16 protein-coding genes are annotated in these 20486 nt (G+C 49.5%); 10 read left to right on the top strand and 6 right to left on the bottom strand.

Going from position 1 to position 20486, the window contains the following annotated elements; genetic code table 11:
- Positions 1-67 precede the first annotated feature (67 nt).
- Positions 68-2506, top strand: coding sequence for a glucan 1,4-alpha-glucosidase (locus GXO76_13450; protein ID NOY78863.1), 2439 nt, complete (start codon positions 68-70; stop codon positions 2504-2506).
- Positions 2507-2562: 56 nt separating this feature from the next.
- Here the strand turns inward: GXO76_13450 and GXO76_13445 are convergent, their stop codons facing one another.
- Positions 2563-4446 (bottom strand): potassium transporter Kup, encoded by a 1884-nt coding sequence (locus GXO76_13445; protein ID NOY78862.1) that lies wholly within the window; start codon positions 4444-4446, stop codon positions 2563-2565.
- Between the two features lie 389 nt (positions 4447-4835).
- Between GXO76_13445 and GXO76_13440 the strand changes: the two genes are divergently transcribed.
- Genes GXO76_13440 through GXO76_13420 form a run of 5 tightly spaced genes read left to right on the top strand, consistent with a single transcriptional unit; the run spans position 4836 to position 10193 of the window.
- Positions 4836-5777, top strand: coding sequence for a hypothetical protein (locus GXO76_13440; protein ID NOY78861.1), 942 nt, complete (start codon positions 4836-4838; stop codon positions 5775-5777).
- Between the two features lie 29 nt (positions 5778-5806).
- Complete coding sequence (locus GXO76_13435; GenBank protein ID NOY78860.1) at positions 5807-7666, top strand: T9SS type A sorting domain-containing protein; 1860 nt, start codon at positions 5807-5809, stop codon at positions 7664-7666.
- 2 nt (positions 7667-7668) lie between these two features.
- Positions 7669-8532 (top strand): DMT family transporter, encoded by an 864-nt coding sequence (locus tag GXO76_13430; protein NOY78859.1) that lies wholly within the window; start codon positions 7669-7671, stop codon positions 8530-8532.
- A gap of 39 nt (positions 8533-8571) precedes the next feature.
- A complete protein-coding gene (locus GXO76_13425; protein NOY78858.1) occupies positions 8572-9321 on the top strand; it encodes an alpha/beta hydrolase in 750 nt (249 codons plus the stop codon).
- Positions 9322-9344: 23 nt separating this feature from the next.
- Positions 9345-10193 (top strand): TIGR00730 family Rossman fold protein, encoded by an 849-nt coding sequence (locus GXO76_13420; protein ID NOY78857.1) that lies wholly within the window; start codon positions 9345-9347, stop codon positions 10191-10193.
- A 56-nt stretch (positions 10194-10249) separates the two neighbouring features.
- Here GXO76_13420 and GXO76_13415 read toward each other — a convergent pair whose 3' ends face one another.
- Positions 10250-11551 carry a peptidase M64 gene (locus GXO76_13415; protein NOY78856.1) on the bottom strand — a complete coding sequence of 434 codons (1302 nt, stop codon included), beginning with the start codon at positions 11549-11551 and terminating at the stop codon, positions 10250-10252.
- A gap of 13 nt (positions 11552-11564) precedes the next feature.
- Complete coding sequence (locus tag GXO76_13410; protein NOY78855.1) at positions 11565-12386, bottom strand: DUF4412 domain-containing protein; 822 nt, start codon at positions 12384-12386, stop codon at positions 11565-11567.
- Between the two features lie 183 nt (positions 12387-12569).
- On the opposite strand from GXO76_13410, the gene GXO76_13405 reads away from it, so the two are divergent.
- From GXO76_13405 to GXO76_13395, 3 genes are all read left to right on the top strand, one after another.
- Positions 12570-13370 (top strand): hypothetical protein, encoded by an 801-nt coding sequence (locus GXO76_13405; protein ID NOY78854.1) that lies wholly within the window; start codon positions 12570-12572, stop codon positions 13368-13370.
- Between the two features lie 61 nt (positions 13371-13431).
- Positions 13432-13914, top strand: coding sequence for a hypothetical protein (locus GXO76_13400; GenBank protein NOY78853.1), 483 nt, complete (start codon positions 13432-13434; stop codon positions 13912-13914).
- Positions 13915-13933: 19 nt separating this feature from the next.
- Positions 13934-14470 (top strand): class IV adenylate cyclase, encoded by a 537-nt coding sequence (locus GXO76_13395; protein ID NOY78852.1) that lies wholly within the window; start codon positions 13934-13936, stop codon positions 14468-14470.
- A gap of 205 nt (positions 14471-14675) precedes the next feature.
- On the opposite strand, the gene GXO76_13390 is transcribed toward GXO76_13395, so the two are convergent.
- From GXO76_13390 to GXO76_13380, 3 genes are read right to left on the bottom strand one after another with little or no spacing between them, the layout of a single operon-like run.
- A complete protein-coding gene (locus GXO76_13390; protein NOY78851.1) occupies positions 14676-16028 on the bottom strand; it encodes a sigma-54-dependent Fis family transcriptional regulator in 1353 nt (450 codons plus the stop codon).
- Between the two features lie 16 nt (positions 16029-16044).
- On the bottom strand, positions 16045-17406 hold the full coding sequence (locus GXO76_13385; GenBank protein ID NOY78850.1) for a hypothetical protein: 1362 nt from the start codon (positions 17404-17406) through the stop codon (positions 16045-16047).
- Complete coding sequence (locus GXO76_13380; GenBank protein NOY78849.1) at positions 17403-17915, bottom strand: NYN domain-containing protein; 513 nt, start codon at positions 17913-17915, stop codon at positions 17403-17405. Before GXO76_13380 ends, GXO76_13385 begins: the two co-directional genes overlap by 4 nt.
- Positions 17916-18239: 324 nt before the next feature.
- Here GXO76_13380 and GXO76_13375 point away from each other — a divergent pair.
- Positions 18240-20486 (top strand): carboxypeptidase regulatory-like domain-containing protein (locus GXO76_13375; protein NOY78848.1); only part of this gene is annotated, 2247 nt, incomplete at its 3' end.

The following is a 20486-nucleotide window of genomic DNA, read 5'->3' as shown; positions in this document are numbered from 1 at the left end:
AAAAATGGAACCATATGAAAATCCTGATCTATCTGTGGATCAAAGAGTAGAAGACCTGATTTCAAGAATGACATTAGAAGAAAAGGTGTCTCAGATGGGAAATACCTCGCCGGCTATTAAACGGCTTGGAATTCCCGAGTACGACTGGTGGAACGAATGCCTCCACGGCGTGGCGCGTGCCGGGATTGTCACCGTTTTCCCGCAGGCCATTGGGATGGCAGCCACTTGGCACCAGGAGCTGATTTACCGTGTAGCCAAAGCCATTTCCGACGAGGCCCGAGCCAAACATCACAAGGCTTTGGCCGAGGGCAATCGCAAACGCTACTACGGACTCACATTTTGGACCCCTGTGGTGAACATGGCCCGTGATCCGCGGTGGGGACGCACCCAGGAGACCTACGGCGAAGATCCCTACCTGACCTCCCGGATGGGCGTCGCGTTTATCAAGGGGCTTCAGGGAGAGGAGTCCCGCTATCTTAAATTGGTGGCCACACCCAAACACTACGCCATGAACAATGACGAGGAACGCCGTCACACCGGTTCGGCCGATGTGAACGAGCGCCAGTTGCGGGAGTACTATTTACCCCAATTTGAGGCTTGCGTTCGCGAAGGCCGGGCCCAGTCCATTATGGGGGCTTACAACGCTGTCAACGGTGTACCGTGCTGTGCGAATCCCTTTCTCTTAAAGGAAATTTTGCGGGAAGAGTGGGGTTTTTCGGGGTACGTGGTTTCCGATTGCGGAGCAATTGACGACATCTACAGAAACCACCATTATGCCAAAAGTCTGGAAGAAGCCTCTGCCAAGGCCGTGAAGGCGGGCTGCGATTTGAACTGCGGGGAGGCCTATCCCAAAAGTCTGCTTAAGGCAGTGCAAGATGGGTTGATTTCTGAAAAGGTGATTGATCAAGCCGTCACACGCCTTTTCAAGGCACGGTTTCAATTGGGCATGTTTGATCCGCCTGAACGGGTGCCGTTTGCAAAGATTCCTTACAGCGTGGTGGACAGCCCCAAACACCGGGAACTGGCCCTCCAGACGGCGCTGGAATCCATGGTTTTGCTGAAAAACGAAGATCATTTCCTGCCGCTTTCAAAAGAGTTGAAATCCATTGCGGTTGTGGGGCCGAATGCCAATTCTCTTCAATTCGGAAATTACAGCGGACAGCCATCCCGGGCGGTAACGCCTCTGGAGGGTATCCGGAACAAGGTTTCGGAAAAAACCGTGGTACGGTACGCCCGCGGCTGTGAGATTTCCAGCGATATTCTTCCGGTCATTTCATCCCGGTATCTGGTTACCGAAGAAAAGACTGGAGGAGCATCCGGCCTGCGAGGAGACTATTTTACAAATAAAAACCTTGAAGGAAACCCCCTATTCAGTCGAACGGATGCTACCATCGATTTTGACTGGGGAGGGGGATCTCCCGATCCGTCCAAAATCCCCACGGACAAATTCTCCGTGCGCTGGACGGGGTACCTTATTCCACCGGAAACACGCACCTACAAAATCGGAGTGGTAACAGACGACGGCGTCCGATTTTATTTGGACGGTAAGCTGGTTGTCGATCAATGGGTGGATCGGGCTGCCACGCAAAATGTGATTTCGGTAAAATTGGAAGCGGGGAAGGCCTACCCGATTCAAATCGATTATTTTGAAGACATGGGCGATGCTGTGGTCAAATTGGTGTGGGATTTCGAAAATGCGGAGGAAGAAAAGGCTCTCAGAATAGCCCGGGAATCGGATGTGGTGATTGCCGTCCTGGGACTGGATCAGACTCAGGAGGCGGAGGCGATGGATCGGAAGCGGATCGAACTGCCCCGGGTGCAGGAGGAATTTTTAAAGAAGGTGACCGCCGCCAATCCCAATGTGGTTCTGGTGTTGGAAAACGGCAGTCCCGTGGCCATTCGCTGGGCAAACGAGCATGTGCCTGCCATTTTGGACGCCTGGTATCCGGGCGAGGAGGGCGGTACGGCAATCGCGGATGTTCTTTTCGGTGATTACAATCCCGGCGGCCGCCTGCCCGTGACCTTTTACGCTTCCACGGATCAATTGCCGCCGTTTGACGATTACGACCTGACCAAAGGCCGCACGTACATGTATTTAAAGGAAAAGCCCCTGTTCCCATTCGGATTCGGACTGAGTTACACCACGTTTGCGTACAGCGGCCTAAAACTGGATTCGAATACATTGGGATCATCCGACTCGTTGAAACTATCACTTGACATCAAAAATACCGGCGAACGGGATGGGGATGAAGTCGTTCAGCTCTACATTCGTGCCCTGCATTCCAGGCATCTGACACAGAAAAGAATTCTCAAGGCGTTTCGTCGCATTCATTTACGTGCGGGGGCAGCCCGAACTCTGGAGTTTACGTTACCCATTTCGAATCTGGCTTACTACAGTACGAAGGAGAAGTCTTTTGTGGTTGAGCCGGGGACGTACGAGGTTCAAATGGGAGCGTCTTCGGAAGACATCCGGGAAAAGGCGGAATTTGAGATTGTGGAAAAATAAAGTCAGTGCAAAATCCCCGGCATTTTAAAAATAGGGATTTATTTTAATTTTAGGGGTTAAATCCGCAGGGCCACGACCAATTCAATCACCTGAGCAGGGGGAATTCGGAAATAGTCGGTGGCATCCACGGCATTTCGGGACAGGAACTCGAACAGGTGAATCCGCCAAAGGCTCATTTTGGGATGCGTCCCGGGGATTAGTTTTTCACGCCCCAGGAAAAAGCTGAGGGTGTCCAGCCGAAACTCCAGCCCTTGCTGAATCGCCAGCGACAGAATATTTCGAATATTGGGATGCTCCATGAATCCGTAATGAGCCACAACCTTGTGGAATCCGCGGCCCAACCTGTAAAGCTCCACCTTATCCTTGTTAGGAACGCGGGGCACCTCTTCGGTTACGATGTGCAGAAAAGCAATTTCCGAGTGGAGAATTTTGTTGTGCTTTAAATTGTACAGGAGCGACACGGGAACCACGTCGGCATGCCCTGAAAGAAAAACAGCCTCGCCTTCAACCCGCTGAGGAGGATTCTTTTCGATCGATTCCTGGAACTCTTTCAGAGGAACCGTCAACCGTCTCATTTGCCCTCCCAGATAGTCCCGTCCCCGCCTCCAGGTGATCATGATTAAATAAACCAGTCCGCCGATTACCAGTGGGAACCAGGCCCCGTGCAAAATTTTGCTGACATTGGCCAGAAAAAACGAGACATCCACAACAAAGAAAAAACTGATGAGAGGAATGAGAACGGCCAGACTCCACTTCCACTTTTTATGCGCAATGACCGCAAAGAGGATCGTCGAAATGAGCATGGTGGAGGTCACGGCCACGCCGTAGGCGGCTGCCAGATGGGTGGACGAGTGAAATCCAATGGCCAGGCTAATGGTAGAAATCATCAAAATCCAATTAACAATAGGGACGTAAATTTGTCCGTACTGGCTGGCGGAGGTGTGAATGATTTTGATCCGCGGCAGAAAACCCAGTTGAGCCGCCTGAAGGGTGAGGGAAAAGGCCCCGGAAATGACCGCCTGAGACGCAATGATGGTCGCGGCAGCGGCCAGCACAACCATTGGAATCATTCCCCAGGAGGGAACCAGGGCATAAAAGGGGTTGTGGGCCAGTTCGGGTTTGTAAAGCAGAATAGCCCCCTGCCCGAAATAGTTGAGCAGAAGGGCGGGAAGCACAAAGAATCCCCAAACCAGACGAATGGGGCGTTTCCCGAAATGTCCCATATCCGCGTAAAGGGCTTCGGCGCCCGTAACAACCAAAAAAACAGCCCCCAAAACCAGAAATCCGTGAATGTGGTTTTGAATGAGAAAACTCAGCCCGTAACCGGGCCAAAGCGCCAGAAGAATCCGGGGATTCCGAATAATTTCGAGAAGGCCAAGAATCCCGATTGTCGAAAACCAGAAGAAGATGATCGGGCCAAAAAGAGCCCCGATTTTTCCCGTTCCCCGGGGTTGAATAAAAAACAGACCCGCCAGGATAATCACGGTCAGGGGAATGATAAAGGCATCGAATTGGGGGGCGAAGACCGAAATCCCTTCAAAAGCGCTCATCACGGAAATAGCCGGGGTAATCATTCCGTCACCGTAGAGCAGGCTGGCGCCGAAAATACCAATGGCGACGAGGGTCCACTGTACATTGCGTTTCATGGGACCTCTGGGTTTCAGCAGCGACGTAAGGGCAATAATCCCGCCTTCTCCCCGATTGTCCGCACGGAGAATAAAGGTCAAATATTTTAGCGTGACGACAATAATCAGGGCCCAGAAAATAAGGGACAACACGCCGAAAATATTTGCAGACGTGACCGCCACCCGATAATCCCCGTAAAAACATTCCCGAATAGCATAGAGCGGACTCGTCCCGATGTCGCCGAATACGACGCCCAGTGCGGCGATAGAGAGTGTGAGTAAACGCCGGTTGGTGATAGTTTCTTCCGATCGCACAGATAAACGACTGGATGTTTTGTCCTCGGACTGTTTCAAATGATTTTCCCTTCTCTTTCTACACTTGCCCAAAAAATCAGGCTAAAATGTAAGAAATGTTGGTGTAAGAATCAAGAAAATAAAATTGGGCAGATGAACGACAGGACCCGCATCATTCCTCCGCAGATTCACGGCTATGAAAATGGGATTTTATTTTTCTTCAAAAGTACTCTGAAAATGATTGATTGAATCAAAATGCCCCCATTTGGGGAATACGCCCTAATTCGCTTGATTTTTAGCTGGAATTTGAGTATTATTAAATTTCGCAAAAAATACATTTTCGGAAGGCGGTTTAAGAACCCGACCGAAAATTGCATGAGTGAATCAAAATGGTAATAAAGGAACCTATCATGACCAAATCGCTCCGTATTGGCTGGTTTTCGGTTTTCTTACTGCTAAGTTTTGTTTCCTGTTCGAAGGGAGGGAGTTATTCCCGAACGGTTCTTCTTCAGACGCCCTGGGGCTCGGCGCCGGGACAATTTGGGCTGCTTAAGGAGGCCGAAGGAGTGGCGCCCGAAGCCCTTACCGTAGACGCGTCGGGTAACCTCTGGGTAATCGATCTGGTGAACAGCCGTGTGCAGGGATTTCGAGAGGACGGCCGGTTTATCCGGGCGTTTCCCATTCGCTCCCGTGCCATGGACATTACATCCGGGCCCAACGGATGGCTTTACCTGCTGGCCCCCTACGACGGCCAAATTTCCATCATCGATACGCTGGGGAGATTTAAAAAAAGCTTTCTGGTTCCGTCTTCGATCAATTTATTGGAGGGTATCCGTTGGCAAAACGACCGATTGGTGGTGCTCACATCGGAGCAAAAAACCTACGCATTGCTTGATCAATCGCAGATTAAAACCATTTCGCAGATCCCCTCGCTCCTGAAGGCAACGGCTCAGCCTCTTGAAGGATTGGCCGGACGGTTTGGGAAAAACCGCTATCGAACGCTCTGGAAGTCCGAAGACGCAGGGGAAATCTGGGTTTTGGACGCTTCGGGACGCAATACCCACACAATCTCAATTTCACCGCAGGCCCATCTGGGTGCCGTTCAGTACCTCAATTCCGACCAAAAGAATAATTTTTACGTGTTGGAAGAAATCCTCCCTGAACCCGGGAAATCCGTATTTTCTGTCCTCCGTTATTCGCCCGACGGTAAGCTGATGGCGAAAATTGATATTCCCAATGAAAACATCGCGGACATCCACAGACCTATTACAATTGACGCAAAAGGGACTATTTATTTCATGCGAATTTTGCCTGAGAGTTTTTCAATCCTAAAATGGGAATGGCGCCAATGAGGATATTTAATCATCTTTCAAAATTTGGAATGTTTATTTTTTTGGCGTTCTTAGCCACACAGGCCCAGGCCATTACCCGTGAACAAATCATGGAAAACGCCAAAACCTTTGCCGAGGTGGTTTGGACGTGTTCATCGGCAAATGTGAATCATCCCTACACGTCGGGCGGATGTCAGCCGTGCGATTTTTATGCGGGCGGCACGTTTCGCGGGGAAGCCTATTCCTACGGCGGAAATGACTCCGTTGAACGGTTCCTGCAACGGATTGCCGCCGGTGACGGGGCCGGAAGTCACCTGTGCCATTACAATTATTACGGCGGGGTTCCTCCCTGGGCCACAGGGATTGACTGCTCGGCCTACGTTTCGCGGTGCTGGGAAATCCCGCGGCAGTCCACGGCAACCCTTCCCAACTATTCGACTGAAATCGCTCGCAGCCAATTGAAACAGGGAGACATTCTCAACAAACCCCACAGCCATGTCCGCCTGTTCGACATGCGTGCCCCGGACGGGCGCCCCATTGTTTACGAGGCCTCCGGGAGCGCCGCAAAGGTGGTTCGGCGAGCCGTTTACTGGGGCGATTACACGCCCCGGCGTTTCGACCAACTTTTTGTGCAGGCACCCCCGTATCTGGTCAAGCGGATCGGGCCCCAAATGGCGGAAATCGTCTGGCAGAAATTTCCCGATATCTCACGGGTGAAGGTCTTTACAAGCACCGACGGGCGCAGCTTCAATTTTCTTGAAGAGGAAAGCGATTCTTCATTCACCATCGATTCGTTGATGCCCGATCAGCCCACTTACGTGCGGCTGGTATCCATCGACACAACGGGCGAGGAAAGCTCTCCCGGTGAAGTACTTGCTGTTCAAACCGGAAACCGTGTCCCAAAAGTGCTGTTGGTTTACGGTTACGACCGTCAAAAATCAACCAATACCAGGAATTTTATCCGACTTCATGCCGCTCCTGTTTCCGAGAACGGCCTCTCGTTTGAATCCTGCAGCAATGAAATGGTGGAAAACGGAACGGTGGATCTTTCAGATTACACGTTTGTGGATTGGATTCTGGGAGAAGAATCGACCGCGGATCATACCTTCAGCGCGGCCGAGCAGGAAAAAGCCGAAGCCTACCTTGAGGGCGGGGGAGGGCTCTTTGTTTCCGGATCGGAAATTGCCTGGGATCTGGACTACAAGAATAACGGGCGCGAATTTTTCAGGAATTACCTGAAATCCCAGTATGTTCGGGATGATGCCAAACGGTTTTCCGTGACGGGGATTTCCGGCGAAACGTTGTCGCCACTGGGGTCGTTTCGTTTTGGCGACGGTACACACGGAACCTACCTGGTGAAATATGCCGATTGTATTTCCCCTGTAAATGGAGGAAGAGCCGACCTCCTCTACACAGGCACCTCGTACACAGCAGGCGTGGACTTTGAGGGCACATTTGGAACGGGAACGGAAATTGGCAGAGTGATGTACTGGGGCTTCCCCTTTGAGACGATCACGATCGATTCGGTTCGCAAGAAGGCCATGGGGCGGATTCTGGGATTTATGGGCTTTACAATTGCAGGTGTGAACCCCGAAAGCCACTCCTCAGGTGCACCCGACCGGTTTTATCTGAGTGCCGTTTTCCCGAATCCGGTCCGCCAAAGGACGCTTTATTCAAGCGGGGTAACACTGCAAGTCCGATTGTCAAATTCTCAAATCCCGGCAACTATTTCCGTGTACAATGTCCTGGGACAGCTTATTGTGAAACAAAAGATTTTGCAGCCGGGAAGCCATCGCTTTGTCTGGAAAGGAAAAAATCAATTGGGGCAGCCGGTAAGCTCGGGTCTCTACCTTTACCAGATACAGGTCGGAAACCGCCGCTTTTCACGAAAGATCTCGATTCTGAAATAACCATGAAAACCAAGGGTTCTTTGATCGTAGCGGCTCTTTTTTCGGCTGTTTTTTGGGGAGGGTCGTTTCCAATTGTGAAATACGGATTGCGGTATATCAAACCCTTGTGGTTTGCCGATTTTCGGATGCTCGTTGCGTTTCTGGCCATGTACCCGTTTATTAAGAACAAACGGCAATTCTGGAAACTTCCGCGAGGAATCTGGTGGCTGGGATTATTTAACGCAGGGGGGTACGCCTTGCAGTTTTTGGGGATGGAAACAACCACAGCCGCCAAGGCGTCCTTTTTTGTAAGTATTAATGTGATTTTTGTGGTCATTTTTGCCCATTTTTTTCTTCGTGAAAAGTTGACCTGGGAAAAATACGGTGCAATCGTGCTATCGTTTATCGGCATTTATTTGCTTACAATGGGTACATACGGCTTTCATATGAGGGAGGGGAGTCCTCTGGGGGATGGCCTGGTTCTATTGGCGGGCGTAAGCTGGGCTGTTTTTATTATCCTGGGTAAAAAAATGCTGGAACAATCTGCGGCTTCGGTATTTGAAATTGTAACAACCTTTGTTTTGGCAACGGTCGTTTTTCTGACGCCTTTGGCTGTTCTCTTTGAACCTTTTCCGACTCATTTCTCAGGACAGGAGCTGGAAATTGTGCTCTTAACGGCCATTGTTTTTACCAGTGTCCCGTTTTATTTTTGGTCGGTTAGTTTAAAAGGCTTGACGGCTACCCTGACATCTTTTCTGACCCTCACAGAGATTCTTTTTGCGGTTTTGTTTTCGGCCATTTTTCTCGGGGAGAGGCTGCAGGGGACCGAAATTATCGGGGGAATTTTGTTGGTTTTGGCCATTGTTGTCGTATCGCTGAGGCAATAATTCATGAGAATAAATTTGTGAAATAAATTGGGAGGGGCTATGTTAGAAATTCCAACCGTCTTTTACAGTGACGGACATCAGCTGGTGGGAATCCGGCATTATCCGGAAAAGCCTACCGAAAAAGTTGTGGTTATGTGCCACGGGTACACCTCGCACAAGGGTGAAAATAAACGCCTGTTTGTGGAGATGGCCCGTGAATTCGCCAGAAACGGCACCATGGCATTTCGATTTGATTTTTTTGGGTCGGGTGACAGTGAAGGAGAATTCCGGGAAACGCGGGTCAGCCAAAATATTCAGAACCTGAAAGATGCGCTATCCACCGTTCGAAAAATGGGGTTTACGAAAATCTTTGTCCTTGGGATCAGTATGGGTGCCGCAACCGCCATTCTTACGCTGGCCAGCGAAGCCGCCGATGGTCTTATTTTGTGGTCTACCCTTCCGGATTTCCGGAAACTGTTTGAGGTCTACACCAATGGCCAGTTGGAAGGGGCTCTTAAAAAAGTGGATGTTATCGAACACGAGGGGTGGCTGGTCGAACGGGGATTCATCCTGGAGGCTCTTTCCTTCGACATACAAAAATCTTTTGCCAGGCTGACTCTTCCCAAATTAATTGTGCAGGGAGATCAGGATGAACCGCTTTTTCGGGAAGGGTTTGAGGCGTTCAAGAAGATAGCTTCCGGGCCGGCCAAATTTGTGAAAATCCCGGGAGCCAACCACACCTACGACACCGTACAACACAGAAAGCAGGTCATTTCCGAAACCATGAACTGGTTTCGGGAAATCGCCTAAAATAGATAAGGGAGAGGGTTTCGATGAAAAAGAATTCAAAAAGACCGGATGTGGCTTATGAGAATAGAAATTTTCTGAAGAGTGGTTCGGCCAGGCCCATTCGCATTCTGGCAGAATATTTGGAGCCGGTCAGCAGGCTTCGTAAATACCGAATCAAGGATACCATTGTCTTTTACGGGTCGGCACGCGCCCTTCCCATGAACGAAGCACAAGAAAAATACTCCGAAATTGTAAAACGAGAGGGGTTTGACCCGGACAAAAATGAAATGGATCGAATTACGCTTTCGGAGGCAAAATCCATGGTTAAACTGGCCGAGTATTACGAAGATGCCCGTGAACTGGCCCGCCGGCTCACGCAATGGTCGATGTCTCTGCAAAATGGCCAGCGTTTTATCATTTGTTCCGGAGGGGGCCCCGGGATGATGGAAGCCGCCAATCGCGGCGCTTTTGAGGCGGGTGGGATGAGCATTGGGATGAACATTAGCATTCCCCACGAGCAATTCCCCAACCCCTATATTTCCCCGGAACTGAATTTCCAGTTCCACTACTTTTTTATGCGGAAATTCTGGTTTATGTATCTGGCCAAAGCACTCGTCGTTATGCCCGGCGGTTTTGGAACACTGGATGAACTTTTCGAAGTGCTAACCCTGATTCAGACCAAAAAGCTTCAAAAGGTCATTCCGATCATTTTATTCGGATCGGAATACTGGAAAGACGTGCTTCATTTCAATAAATTCGTCGAGTGGGGAACGATTCATGAATCGGATTTGTCGCTTTTTAACTTTGCAGATACGGTGGATGAAGCCTACGATTTTCTGGTACGGGAACTCTCCAAGCGATTTCTGGGAAAGCGAAAATTTTGGTACCTGTAAAAAGGGTGAATTTGGACAGGATAAACGGGATAATCCCGTCTATCCTGTCTCTTGTTTTATTCTGATTTAAATTGAATTACCCGCAAAATGGCCTGTTGGCACACCGGACAATACTTTTTCGATTGTTTCCGGAACATGATACAGCTGTTTAGCGTCGGCCGGTACAATCCCTTGGCCACATAGCCCGCCCCCTCAAACGCACCTACCACATGCCCGTACTTCACAGAATCCGGCGGCGTGGGAATGGGAGTTCCCGGTGTGACCAAATCCTTCCACTTCAAATTTTTGGGATTCAACAGTGCCGTAATATTGGGTTCCCACGGCTCGATTCCTTTCGGGTAAAAGTCGTTGTACGTTACCTTGGAGGAATAATACTCGTCAGCCAATCCGCCAAAGGCGTGGCCGAATTCGTGGACAAAGATGTAATTGCTCCACACATTATCCGAGATGCACACAGCGTAAAAATTGTAGATTGCCCCGCCGCCATATCGGGAAGAATTTACCAGGATGTAAATATTGTCGTAGGGAACGGCCGCCGCAATATCGTGCAGGGCCTGATTGTCGGTGGTCATCAAATAACGCGGTAAATCCAGTGAATTAAAACTGGTGCTGATGGCGGTGTTGTGAAAGATTCTCTTTCGCGGCTGGTCAGGTCCCGATTCCCGGGACGGAGCAAACACCGCCCAGACGTTTATTCTGTTTTTATGCGATTTGTAGGGCTCCGTATTCAACAAAACGTCTATTCGTTTTTGGGCATCGGAGAAGAATTTCCCCTTTTCCTGAAGGGTGTAGGCGTCCGAAATAACCGCAATATCGACTTTCTTGTGAGGATCACCCGATTTCAGAAGGGGTTTAACGTCGATGTTTTCGGGGATGCGCGATTCATGGCTGATGAACCGTGATGCCGGATCCACGACCGTTGAAAATTTTTCGTGAAAAATATTCCGTCGATCCCTTTCGGAAATTGTGATTTGAACCGGGCGTTTCGGAAAGGGAAAACGCACGGTTTCCGAGAACGACCGTGATGTTCCCTCCAAAGCCTCATTAGTCGTTTGCCATTCCCCAAAAAGTGTGCTGTAGCCGTAAGAATAAATAAGCTGATTTGTTTTTAAATCGAATACACGCAAAAGATATTTACCCAAATTAAGCGTGTCTACCAGATTGGTGGTACTGCCCGGCCATTTGCCTTCTTCATAAAAATGGTTCAAACTGTAAAGACTGGTGGTTTTAGTCCCCGAGTGAACGTAATCCATCCGCAGGGTTCGATCCCTAAAAAAGCGCGAAAAGTCAGGCCCGGTTTTGGCCTGTACCGGTACAATCCAAAAAAATACAAGCAAAAAAATAAGTTGTTTTTTCATGGCAGGACCTTTCCTAAAATAGTTTCATGTACGTCCAGGGAATCGATTTGTAAGATTTTGGGATGTCAAATTCTTTACGGGCCACATGTGTCCGACGTATTTTCGTAACCCGTGTTTCAGAAGAAATTTTTGCTGCGCCAAACGAGATGTTTAATCGGCTTTTCAGGGGAAATCCGTCAATGGTTCGGATACGTTCCGGTAATTTGTAGGGGAAATAACCGAATTGATAAAATATTTCAAACATTTTTCGCGGCAGCCGGATGTCCTTTGTCCAATCGGCATCCATTAAAACGGTGCCATTGGCCAACAGTTGAAGATGGCGGCACCGGTAACCCAGAATCGTTTTTGATCCGGGCAGCCACCGGACGGTAATTTTCGGCGACTGGTAGGCCGTTTTTCCGGGATCTCCGCCCAGCAATTGAATCAGGAGTCTGCGCTGACGAGGGGTCAGGGATTTCATTTTTTCCCGCATACGTTGATTGATACGATCCATCCGCTGCCAATTGCGCTTCATCATGGTTTCAAAATTCGAAAAGGAAATTTCCGCCACCGTTTTATTGGCAGGGTCCAGTCGGTAAATCATCTTCCGGTCATATCTGAAAATATTTGTTCGGCCGTCATTTAAATCCACCGTTTTGATTTTATCCGCAGTTATAAAAATACGGTGATCTTCTTTCTCTACGGTTTTTCCCATCATGGGAAGCAGTGAGGTAACCTGTCCGACCTGTTCCCAGTAGCCCTCGAAAACCTGACCCCACAGAGGGAGAGAACCCGTGTAAAAAAAGAGGAAGGCCACGATCAGGTGAAACCGAAGGCCTGTTTTAAGCCCTTTCATCCGAAGCCCCTTTGTTAGGACGACTCTCAAATTAGTTTAAATTTACGAAACTCTTTGATGCCTTGCAAGAGTAATTTCAAACAAAAAATGCTTGATTCTTTTGGTCGATCGCACTACCTTTGAAAAAGAGATCGTTTGTATTCTTTGGATAGATAAAAAATATGCACTGAATGTGGAAAGACCATGGATGCGCAACTCGCTCGGGCTATTCTTGCCAGAGGGCTGGAGATTCAGCACGCGGATATTGGAGATCAACTTGTTACAAAGCACTTCCGCTCCGATGAAAAGATTGCCCGGTTTTTCCGTTTGCTGCACCGCTACTCTTTTCGATTGTTTTTAAGAGACTTGCTGGAATTTCAGCCGAATGTGACCCTGCAAAATTTAACCCATTATTGTTCGGAAGGTGCGGCTCGCCGCTACCTGAAAACGCTGGACGATCTTCAAATCGTACGGCAGAACCGGGACGGCTCATTCACGCTCTTGGTCGATTTTGTTCCCAATTTCGGGGAAACCCTTGAATGGTATCTGGCTCAAATCCTGCGCCGGGAGTTTGAGGCGCCCGCTTCGTTTCGGGTGGTTTTGCGGAATGGCCACGTGGGGGGCGACTACGATGTGTTGGCTCTTGTTGACCGGTTTTTGCTTTATGTCGAGGTAAAATCCTCGCCCCCAAAAGCTGTGGATAATCAGCAGGTGAAAAATTTTTTATCCCGTATTCAGGATCTGCTTCCCGATTTGGCCGTTTTTTTCGAGGATACGCATTTGCGAATGAAGGATAAAATTGTACGCTTGTTTGAAGAAGAGTTGATCCGCCGCTACGGTTGGCTGGCAAAAGATCATTTTCCGGTTGTCCGGTTGAAGGATGAGCTTTTTCACATCAACCACCGCATCTACATTGCAAACAGTAAAGGGGGAATTGCCCGGAATTTCCGCACCTGTTTCCGGGACGCGATCTCGTTTGATCTGAGACAAAACGGAATGCCCTGAGTACGTTGACGAATGGGTGGATTAAAGATTTTAACCGTAAGAATAGAGGAGGATTGTGACCATGGAGCTTAAGACACTTAAAATTGAAAAACCGGAGGATTTGAATTTTATTCTGGGACAGGCACATTTTATTAAGACGGTGGAAGACATTCATGAGGCCTTGGTTACGGCCGTTCCCGGAATCCAATTTGGACTCGGATTTTGTGAATCCTCCGGGCCCCGGCTGGTTCGGTACAGCGGTACGGATGATGAGATGATCGAACTGGCCAAAAAGAATGCGCGTGCCATCTCTGCCGGGCATGTCTTTATCATTTTTCTCAAAAACGCGTTTCCAATCAATGTGCTCCATGTTGTAAAAGCCGTACCGGAAGTGGTTCGAATTTTCTGCGCAACGGCCAATCCGACGGAGGTTGTCATCGCCGAAACCGAGCAGGGCAGGGGGGTACTGGGTGTGATTGACGGGTTGAGTACCCTCGGTGTGGAAACGGAAAAAGACATCCGTGAACGAAAAGAGATTCTGCGCAAGTTTGGGTATAAATTATAATTCCGTGAAAAATCTCGAATTGAAAGCAATCTGTTCCGATTTGGAACAGGCAGAAGAAATTGCCAGAGGCCTCGGGGCAGCGTTTCAATGGGAGCGTTTCCAGAGAGATACGTTTTTTCGGGTGCCGCGAGGCCGCCTCAAACTTCGGGAAACCGATAACCCGGTTTCCGAATTGATTGCTTACCTTCGCCCGGATACGGCATCGGAGAAATGGAGCGACTACGGGATTGTAGCCGTAACGGAAACGGAGAAAATGAAGGCGATCCTGGAAAAGAGTCTGGGGATTCTTGGCTGTGTTGAAAAGCGCCGCAAGCTATTCTTGCTTAAGAACGCCCGGATTCATCTGGACCGGGTGAAGGAATTGGGAACCTTTCTCGAATTTGAAATTGTGGTTCAAACGGCCCGTGAAGAAAACGAGGCTCCCATTTTCATGGATTTTCTGAAACAGCATTTTCAACTCAGGGAATATCAACTGGTTAGTGAGGCTTATCTGGACCTGTTGTTGAAGATGAAAGGGCCGGGACGTGAGACCGACAAGGGGCCAACCACGGATTGAATTCGCGCATTCGCGGCCAGAATCTTTTTGGCTCTACTGGTTTTTTGTGGAGAGGAGATCGCCACGTACGCCAGAGGCGTACTCGCGATGACAGGAAGAAACTCAAATCGGAATTCTCAGTATGTTTTTTAAAATACGCCATGACAACAACGCCCACAATAATTCCAGTAGAACCATCTTTTTTATTTCGTCAAAGCGCTCCCCATCATGGCTCTATTTTCAAACGTTCCATCATGGAATACAATTTTCGCCGGGTAATTCCCAGTAACTGGGCGGCCTTGCTCTTGTTGCCGCCGGATTTCGCCAGGGCTTTTCGAATCAATTGGATCTCGACCTTTTCAAGCTCAATTCCGTCGTCGGGAAGCTCTGCATCAAACAGGGACCCTTCTACCCCGTGCGCAAGATGAGGGGGCAGATGCTCGGTTGTCAATTCGTCATGATCGGCCAGAATCACCGCTCTCTCAATAATATTTTCCAATTCCCTCACATTCCCGGGCCAGTGGTAGGCCTGAAGCGTTCGAATGAAAGTCGGCGTAATTTTCAACGGCCTTTTGGAATATTTGGCCGCAAAATGTTCGGTCAGCTCGGGAATATCCTCTTTTCGCTTTCTTAGCGGAGGCAGGAAGATGGGGAAGACGTTAATCCGGTAGTACAAGTCCTCGCGAAAATGCCCGTCTTTTACAGCGGCTTCCAGATCGCGATGGGTAGCCGCAATAATACGTGCTTTCACGTGCAGGGCCTCTGTGCCGCCCAGTCGCTCGAAGGTTTTGTTTTGAAGGACCCGCAAGATCTTTGCCTGAAGCGCGGGACTCAGATCGCCGATTTCGTCCAGGAAAATTGTCCCGTCGGCCGACAATTCAAAGCGCCCGGGCTTGCGGCGATCCGCGCCGGTAAAGGCGCCCTTTTCGTACCCGAATAATTCACTCTCCAGGAGATTTTCCGGAATGGCGGCGCAATTTACGGCCACGAACGGCTTTTCGGCCCGGTGGCTGTTCCGGTGGATCGCCAAAGCAATTAATTCCTTTCCGGTTCCGCTTTCGCCGCGAATCAAAACGGTTGTGTCGGTATTGGCTACTTTTTTAATCAGCTTAAACACATCCTGCATGGCGCCGGAATGCCCGATAATATTTTCGAAAGAAAACCGGGTTTGCAGCTGCTCCCGCAGCCCCACATTTTCTTGTTGCAAGGCCTTTTCTTTTAAAATGCGCTCGATTTTCAGACGCACTTCTTCGAAATCGAAAGGCTTAATCAGGTAATCGTAAGCCCCTTTCTTCATGGCCTGAACGGCGGTTTGGGCGGTGGCAAAGGCCGTCATCAGCACAACGGAGGTTTCGGGGGCCATCCTCAAAACCTCGTCCAGAACATCCAGCCCGGATTTCCCCGGCATTTTCAGATCTGTCAAAACCACATCAAACGGTTCCTCTTTAAAGCGGGCAATGGCTTCTTCTCCGCTCAAGGCCGTCACAATCTCCAATTTTTCGGTCGTCAGGTAGGTTTTGAGCAGGGTACACATTTTTTCTTCGTTGTCCACAATGAGTAAGCGAAAGGTTGAGTCCATCGTCATTCCCGATCATTTAGGGTTCAATGGGCAAAAAGAGTCTGACACGCGTTCCTTTCCCGGGTTCACTTTCGACGGAAATTTTCCCGCCGTGGGATTCGATGATCTTTTTTGAAATGGGCATTCCCAGTCCGGTTCCCGTGCTTTTGGTGGTGTAAAACGGCTCGAATATCCGTTCGGGATCTCCTTCAATTCCGCAGCCGTGATCCTCAATAGAAATTTCCAGCCAGTTTTTTCCCTTTTTTCGAAACGTATTTTGTTGAATGTGAATGGTGCTTCCCTTTTGAGAGGCTTGAATGGCATTCTGAAAAATATTCAGGAGAACCTGCTTCAGGGCGTTGGGATCCGCCTGAATCACCACATCCTGATTCTGAAAGGATGTTTCAAACCGGATGTCCTTTTCCGCGCCGGAGACAGACAGTTGGCGGAGCTGGTCACGAATGAATTCCTGCACATTCAGGGGCTGGCGCTGGAGTTTCGGGCCCCTGGCATAGGTCAGAAAATTTCCGATGAGCGTGTTCAGGCGGTTGACTTCCGAGGGGATGTAATCGAAAAGCTCTTCCTGATCGGACTGCTTGTATTTGCTGCGAAGTACATCGGCTGTACCGCGGATAATTCCCAGCGGATTTCGAATTTCGTGTGCCATGATCGCGGCCATTTTCCCAAGAAAGGCCAGGTGCTCGGATTGCCGAAGGGATTCCTCCGTTTTAAGAAGCTTTTGAAAGGATTGCCAGACAAAAACGCTAAAAAGAATAAAAAGCGCAACCGATGCCAAAAGCGACAACCAGAAGGTTTGTTTGTAGGATTTAAGAGTGGTAAAATAGCTGGCACTGGCTTCCGTGACCAGAAGTCCGATAATTTTCCCCTGTTCATTTCTCAGAGGGGCGTATCCGTTTTTGAAATACTCGGTTGCGATATGGTGCAACCGGGAGGTTGCAGCAATGCCGTGGAGCGCCTGGGAGATGGCCAGACTATCCGTGCGAAGATAATTTCTTTTTTGCGAGAACGAAGCGGACATCCGGGCATCGGCCACAATGTTAAGGGAGGGGTCAATAATGTAAATGGCGTCCAATTGATTTTGTTGCTTGATTTTTCGCAGCTGTGAATCCACCAAAAGCAATTTAAGCGGATCCGACGACAAATCGGAAAGGGAGGTGAGTCCGTAATTTTCAACCAATTCGGCGGAAAGAGCGGAAATACTGTGGAGCCGCCGGGATAATTCATTATCAAAGGAGTGGAAAACCTCGCGCAGAAGGAACCAGCGATCCAGATTGACCAGAAAAAAAACGAGAAACAACCCCAGAATCAATCCGAAGGCATAGAGTTTTCGTTTGCGGGAGGGACTCTTGATTTCCGGTGTTTCCAAAGAGGGTGTCATGTATCGTCTTCCGGGGATGATTGAGACGAATTAAACAGATCCATCCAGACTTTTAGTTCGGATTCCGTGAGATTTTGATCGTATTTTTCAGACAGAGGATTGTTCTGCTCAAAACTCAGGAATCTCTGGTAGAATTCTTCCGATGGCATACTGCGGGCCCCCATGCTTCGGGCATAATCGGCCACCGAACGATCGGAAGAAACGACCAAAATGGAGCCCCGCCTTTTGGATCGGCGCACCATATTTTTGATGATCGGGTCGGCCTTTTCGGGGTTGCGGGAAAAAATGACGTGCAGACCTGAAATCGTGCGCACGGGACGATCTCCAACCGTGTCGCCGTCGAACACAACCGTAATTTGGACCTGTTTTTTTCGCCGGTACGTTTCCAATCGGGTAAGCAGGGCCGTCCGGGAACGCTCGAGATCTTGCTCGAGAATCTCCCGCAGATCCTTTGCGCGATGAATGAGATTGTACGCATCAATAATAATGTGAGGCGATGAAGCCGCCATTTTATTCCTTTCCGGTAGTCTGTTTCATTTAATTTAGGCGGAAATCGATTGGAAATCAAGCCAAAAAATGGGCCTTTCTTCGAATTCGGATAAAAGTGTACCTACAGGTACACCCGTCTGTACCGTAAGGGATAAAAAGTCTTTACAGAAGTGTGTGTGGAAAATCACACGGCAGTAATTGTAAGGGTAACATCATGTAATTTTAGTACATAAAAATCGCATCCTGTTACGAATATCCCTGGCACGGCATTTGTTTAAACTGAGGGCAAAATGGTAAATGGGCCCAGCGTAATTCCAATCAAACCTAAAAAAAGGAGTGTCAAAATGAAGAAAAGGAAATTGACTTACGGTTTTTTGATCCTGTTGGGGATGTTGTTTTTGCACTTTTCAGGAACAGCCCGAGCAGATGTTTTGTTGGTGACGCCGCAAAGGGCCGTAGTGGCGCCCGGCGAAGGCCAGCAGTTCCGGGCACAGCTTTTTAACAAACATGCCATCCCGGCCCCCATGGGGCTCATTAAATGGAAGGTCGTGCCCGACACGCTGGGAACGATTACGGATGACGGCTATTTTGTGGCTGGCGATCATGCCGGAGAAGGCGAAATTGTGGCCAGACTTTCCGTGAGCGGAACAATGATTCAGGCAAGAGCACGCGTCATCGTTACCCATAAAAAATGGCCCCTGCGACTGGAAATATTCCCTGGAAAAAGGGTTGTGCAAATCGGGGACACACTGAAATTTCGGGTACACGCATCAACCGTTGGAAGCACTCCCTTGCCCATGCTTTCATTTAAGTGGTTTGTCATGCCAAGGGGACTGGCGGAAATCTCTCAACGAGGCGTGTTTGTAGCCAAAAAATACGGAAAAGTCACGGTGGTGGCCTTCACGGAATTTCTGGGACGGCGGTACAAGGCGGAAGCGACTGTTTTTATTGCTCCGGAAATGAGCGGCGCCATTGCCGGAACGGTTCAGGATGAAGATTCGGGTACCCCGCTGATTGGCGCCCGCGTGGAAGCTTACCGAATCGGGAAAATTCAATGGTCACGGGTGGCTCGAACCGATTCCCTTGGAAACTACGAATTGAATAATCTGCTTCCGGGATATTACGTCGTTGTGGCCAGACACAAGAACACCATTTCTGAATTTTACAAGGATGTGCGGTATCTGCGGGAAGCAACGCCCGTAAAAGTCGATTCTGCGGATACGGTTTCCGGCATCGATTTTAACCTCAATCACGGCGCGGTTCTCAAAGGCATGGTCTGGGCAGAAGGTGATTCCACAGCGCTGCAGGGTGCCCATGTGAAGGCCGTTTTGGTTGTGAATCCGCTGATTCGGTATCACGGCGTAACCGATGAAGACGGCGCCTTTCGAATGGCGGGAATCCCCACCGGAACCTACATTTTATCGGCTGATAAGGAGGGCTTCAAAAAGGAGTATTTTGATCACGCGGCTGATCCGCGAAATGCGTCTCCTGTTTCGGTAACCGAACCGGATTCCGTAGAAAATCTCAATTTCACGCTGGAAACAAAAAGTGCCATCACCGGACAGGTTCTCTCCGCCACCACGGGTGACCCCATCGCAAGGGCCACGGTTTTTGTGGTTCGTCTGAAAACCCGTCGATTCCCCGGGCATTGGGCCAGACACACCCAAACGGATAAAAACGGCAATTTTGTTTTGTCGGTTCCCGCCGGAAATTACATTGTGGGAGCGGTTGCCGAGGGCTTTGGTGTGGAATATTTTGACAATGTGACGCATATTAATGACGCCACACCTGTAAAGGTTGAAGACGGGCTCCATACGACCGGCATCACTTTTTCTCTGGATCCGCTGGCCTCCATTTCGGGCGTCGTTACCAGTGCAATCACCGGTGCGCCCATTGCACATGCGCGGGTTGAGGCCTTTCCGGAAACCTGGCGAGGGAAGCGGCCCTATCGCGTCCGAACAGAAGAAGACGGAACATTTACAATCCCAAATGTGCGCCCAGGAATTTATGTGATTAGAGCAAAGGCAGAGGGGTATTTACCCGAATACTACCAGGACGCCTCCCGACTAAAGGATGCCACACTTGTGAAAATCGATTTGAATCAATCCGTCACCGATATTAATTTCACGCTGGAAAAATCGGGAATCCTTGCAGGCAGGGTTACGGATGGAGAATCCGGAGATCCAATCGCTCACGCCGTTGTGCTGGCAAAGAAACTCAATTCGCCCTTCTCCAAGGTTTCGATGACCCGAGAAGATGGTACGTTTTCAATTGAAAATCTCATGCCCGGCAAATATCGGGTTTCAGCCATTGCAAGAGGATACCATCGCGAATTTTATGAGGAGAGTGCCTCCAGGGACTCGGCCACCATTCTGGAAATCACCGATTCCGACAGTCTGGGGGATATTGATTTTACGTTGGATCGGTTGCCGGTGCGGGGGGGTATTTCCGGTCTGGTGTTTTCCGATGCCGACAGCCTTCCGATCAGCGGAGCCTGGGTGATGGCCTTTCCTAAAAAGGGCGGACGACCCTTTTTAACGGTAACAGGCTCCGACGGATCTTACACATTCACCAATCTGCATTCGGGCCGG

The sequence above is a fragment of the Calditrichota bacterium genome, from assembly GCA_013151735.1.
GTDB lineage: Bacteria > Zhuqueibacterota > JdFR-76 > JdFR-76 > BMS3Abin05 > BMS3Abin05.
This window is presented reverse-complemented; position numbering and strand designations above follow the sequence as displayed.

Bases quoted from the DNA above. Each gene is read 5' to 3' on its own strand.
- GXO76_13450 (NOY78863.1), top strand. From the start codon at position 68: ATGACATTAGAAGAAAAGGTGTCTCAGATGGGAAATACCTCGCCGGCT.
- GXO76_13415 (NOY78856.1), bottom strand. From the start codon at position 11,551: ATGAAAAAACAACTTATTTTTTTGCTTGTATTTTTTTGGATTGTACCG.
- GXO76_13390 (NOY78851.1), bottom strand. From the start codon at position 16,028: ATGGACTCAACCTTTCGCTTACTCATTGTGGACAACGAAGAAAAAATG.
- GXO76_13410 (NOY78855.1), bottom strand. From the start codon at position 12,386: ATGAAAGGGCTTAAAACAGGCCTTCGGTTTCACCTGATCGTGGCCTTC.
- GXO76_13380 (NOY78849.1), bottom strand. From the start codon at position 17,915: ATGGCGGCTTCATCGCCTCACATTATTATTGATGCGTACAATCTCATT.
- GXO76_13420 (NOY78857.1), top strand. From the start codon at position 9,345: ATGAAAAAGAATTCAAAAAGACCGGATGTGGCTTATGAGAATAGAAAT.
- GXO76_13425 (NOY78858.1), top strand. From the start codon at position 8,572: ATGTTAGAAATTCCAACCGTCTTTTACAGTGACGGACATCAGCTGGTG.
- GXO76_13405 (NOY78854.1), top strand. From the start codon at position 12,570: ATGGATGCGCAACTCGCTCGGGCTATTCTTGCCAGAGGGCTGGAGATT.
- GXO76_13435 (NOY78860.1), top strand. From the start codon at position 5,807: ATGTTTATTTTTTTGGCGTTCTTAGCCACACAGGCCCAGGCCATTACC.
- GXO76_13430 (NOY78859.1), top strand. From the start codon at position 7,669: ATGAAAACCAAGGGTTCTTTGATCGTAGCGGCTCTTTTTTCGGCTGTT.
- GXO76_13440 (NOY78861.1), top strand. From the start codon at position 4,836: ATGACCAAATCGCTCCGTATTGGCTGGTTTTCGGTTTTCTTACTGCTA.
- GXO76_13400 (NOY78853.1), top strand. From the start codon at position 13,432: ATGGAGCTTAAGACACTTAAAATTGAAAAACCGGAGGATTTGAATTTT.
- GXO76_13385 (NOY78850.1), bottom strand. From the start codon at position 17,406: ATGACACCCTCTTTGGAAACACCGGAAATCAAGAGTCCCTCCCGCAAA.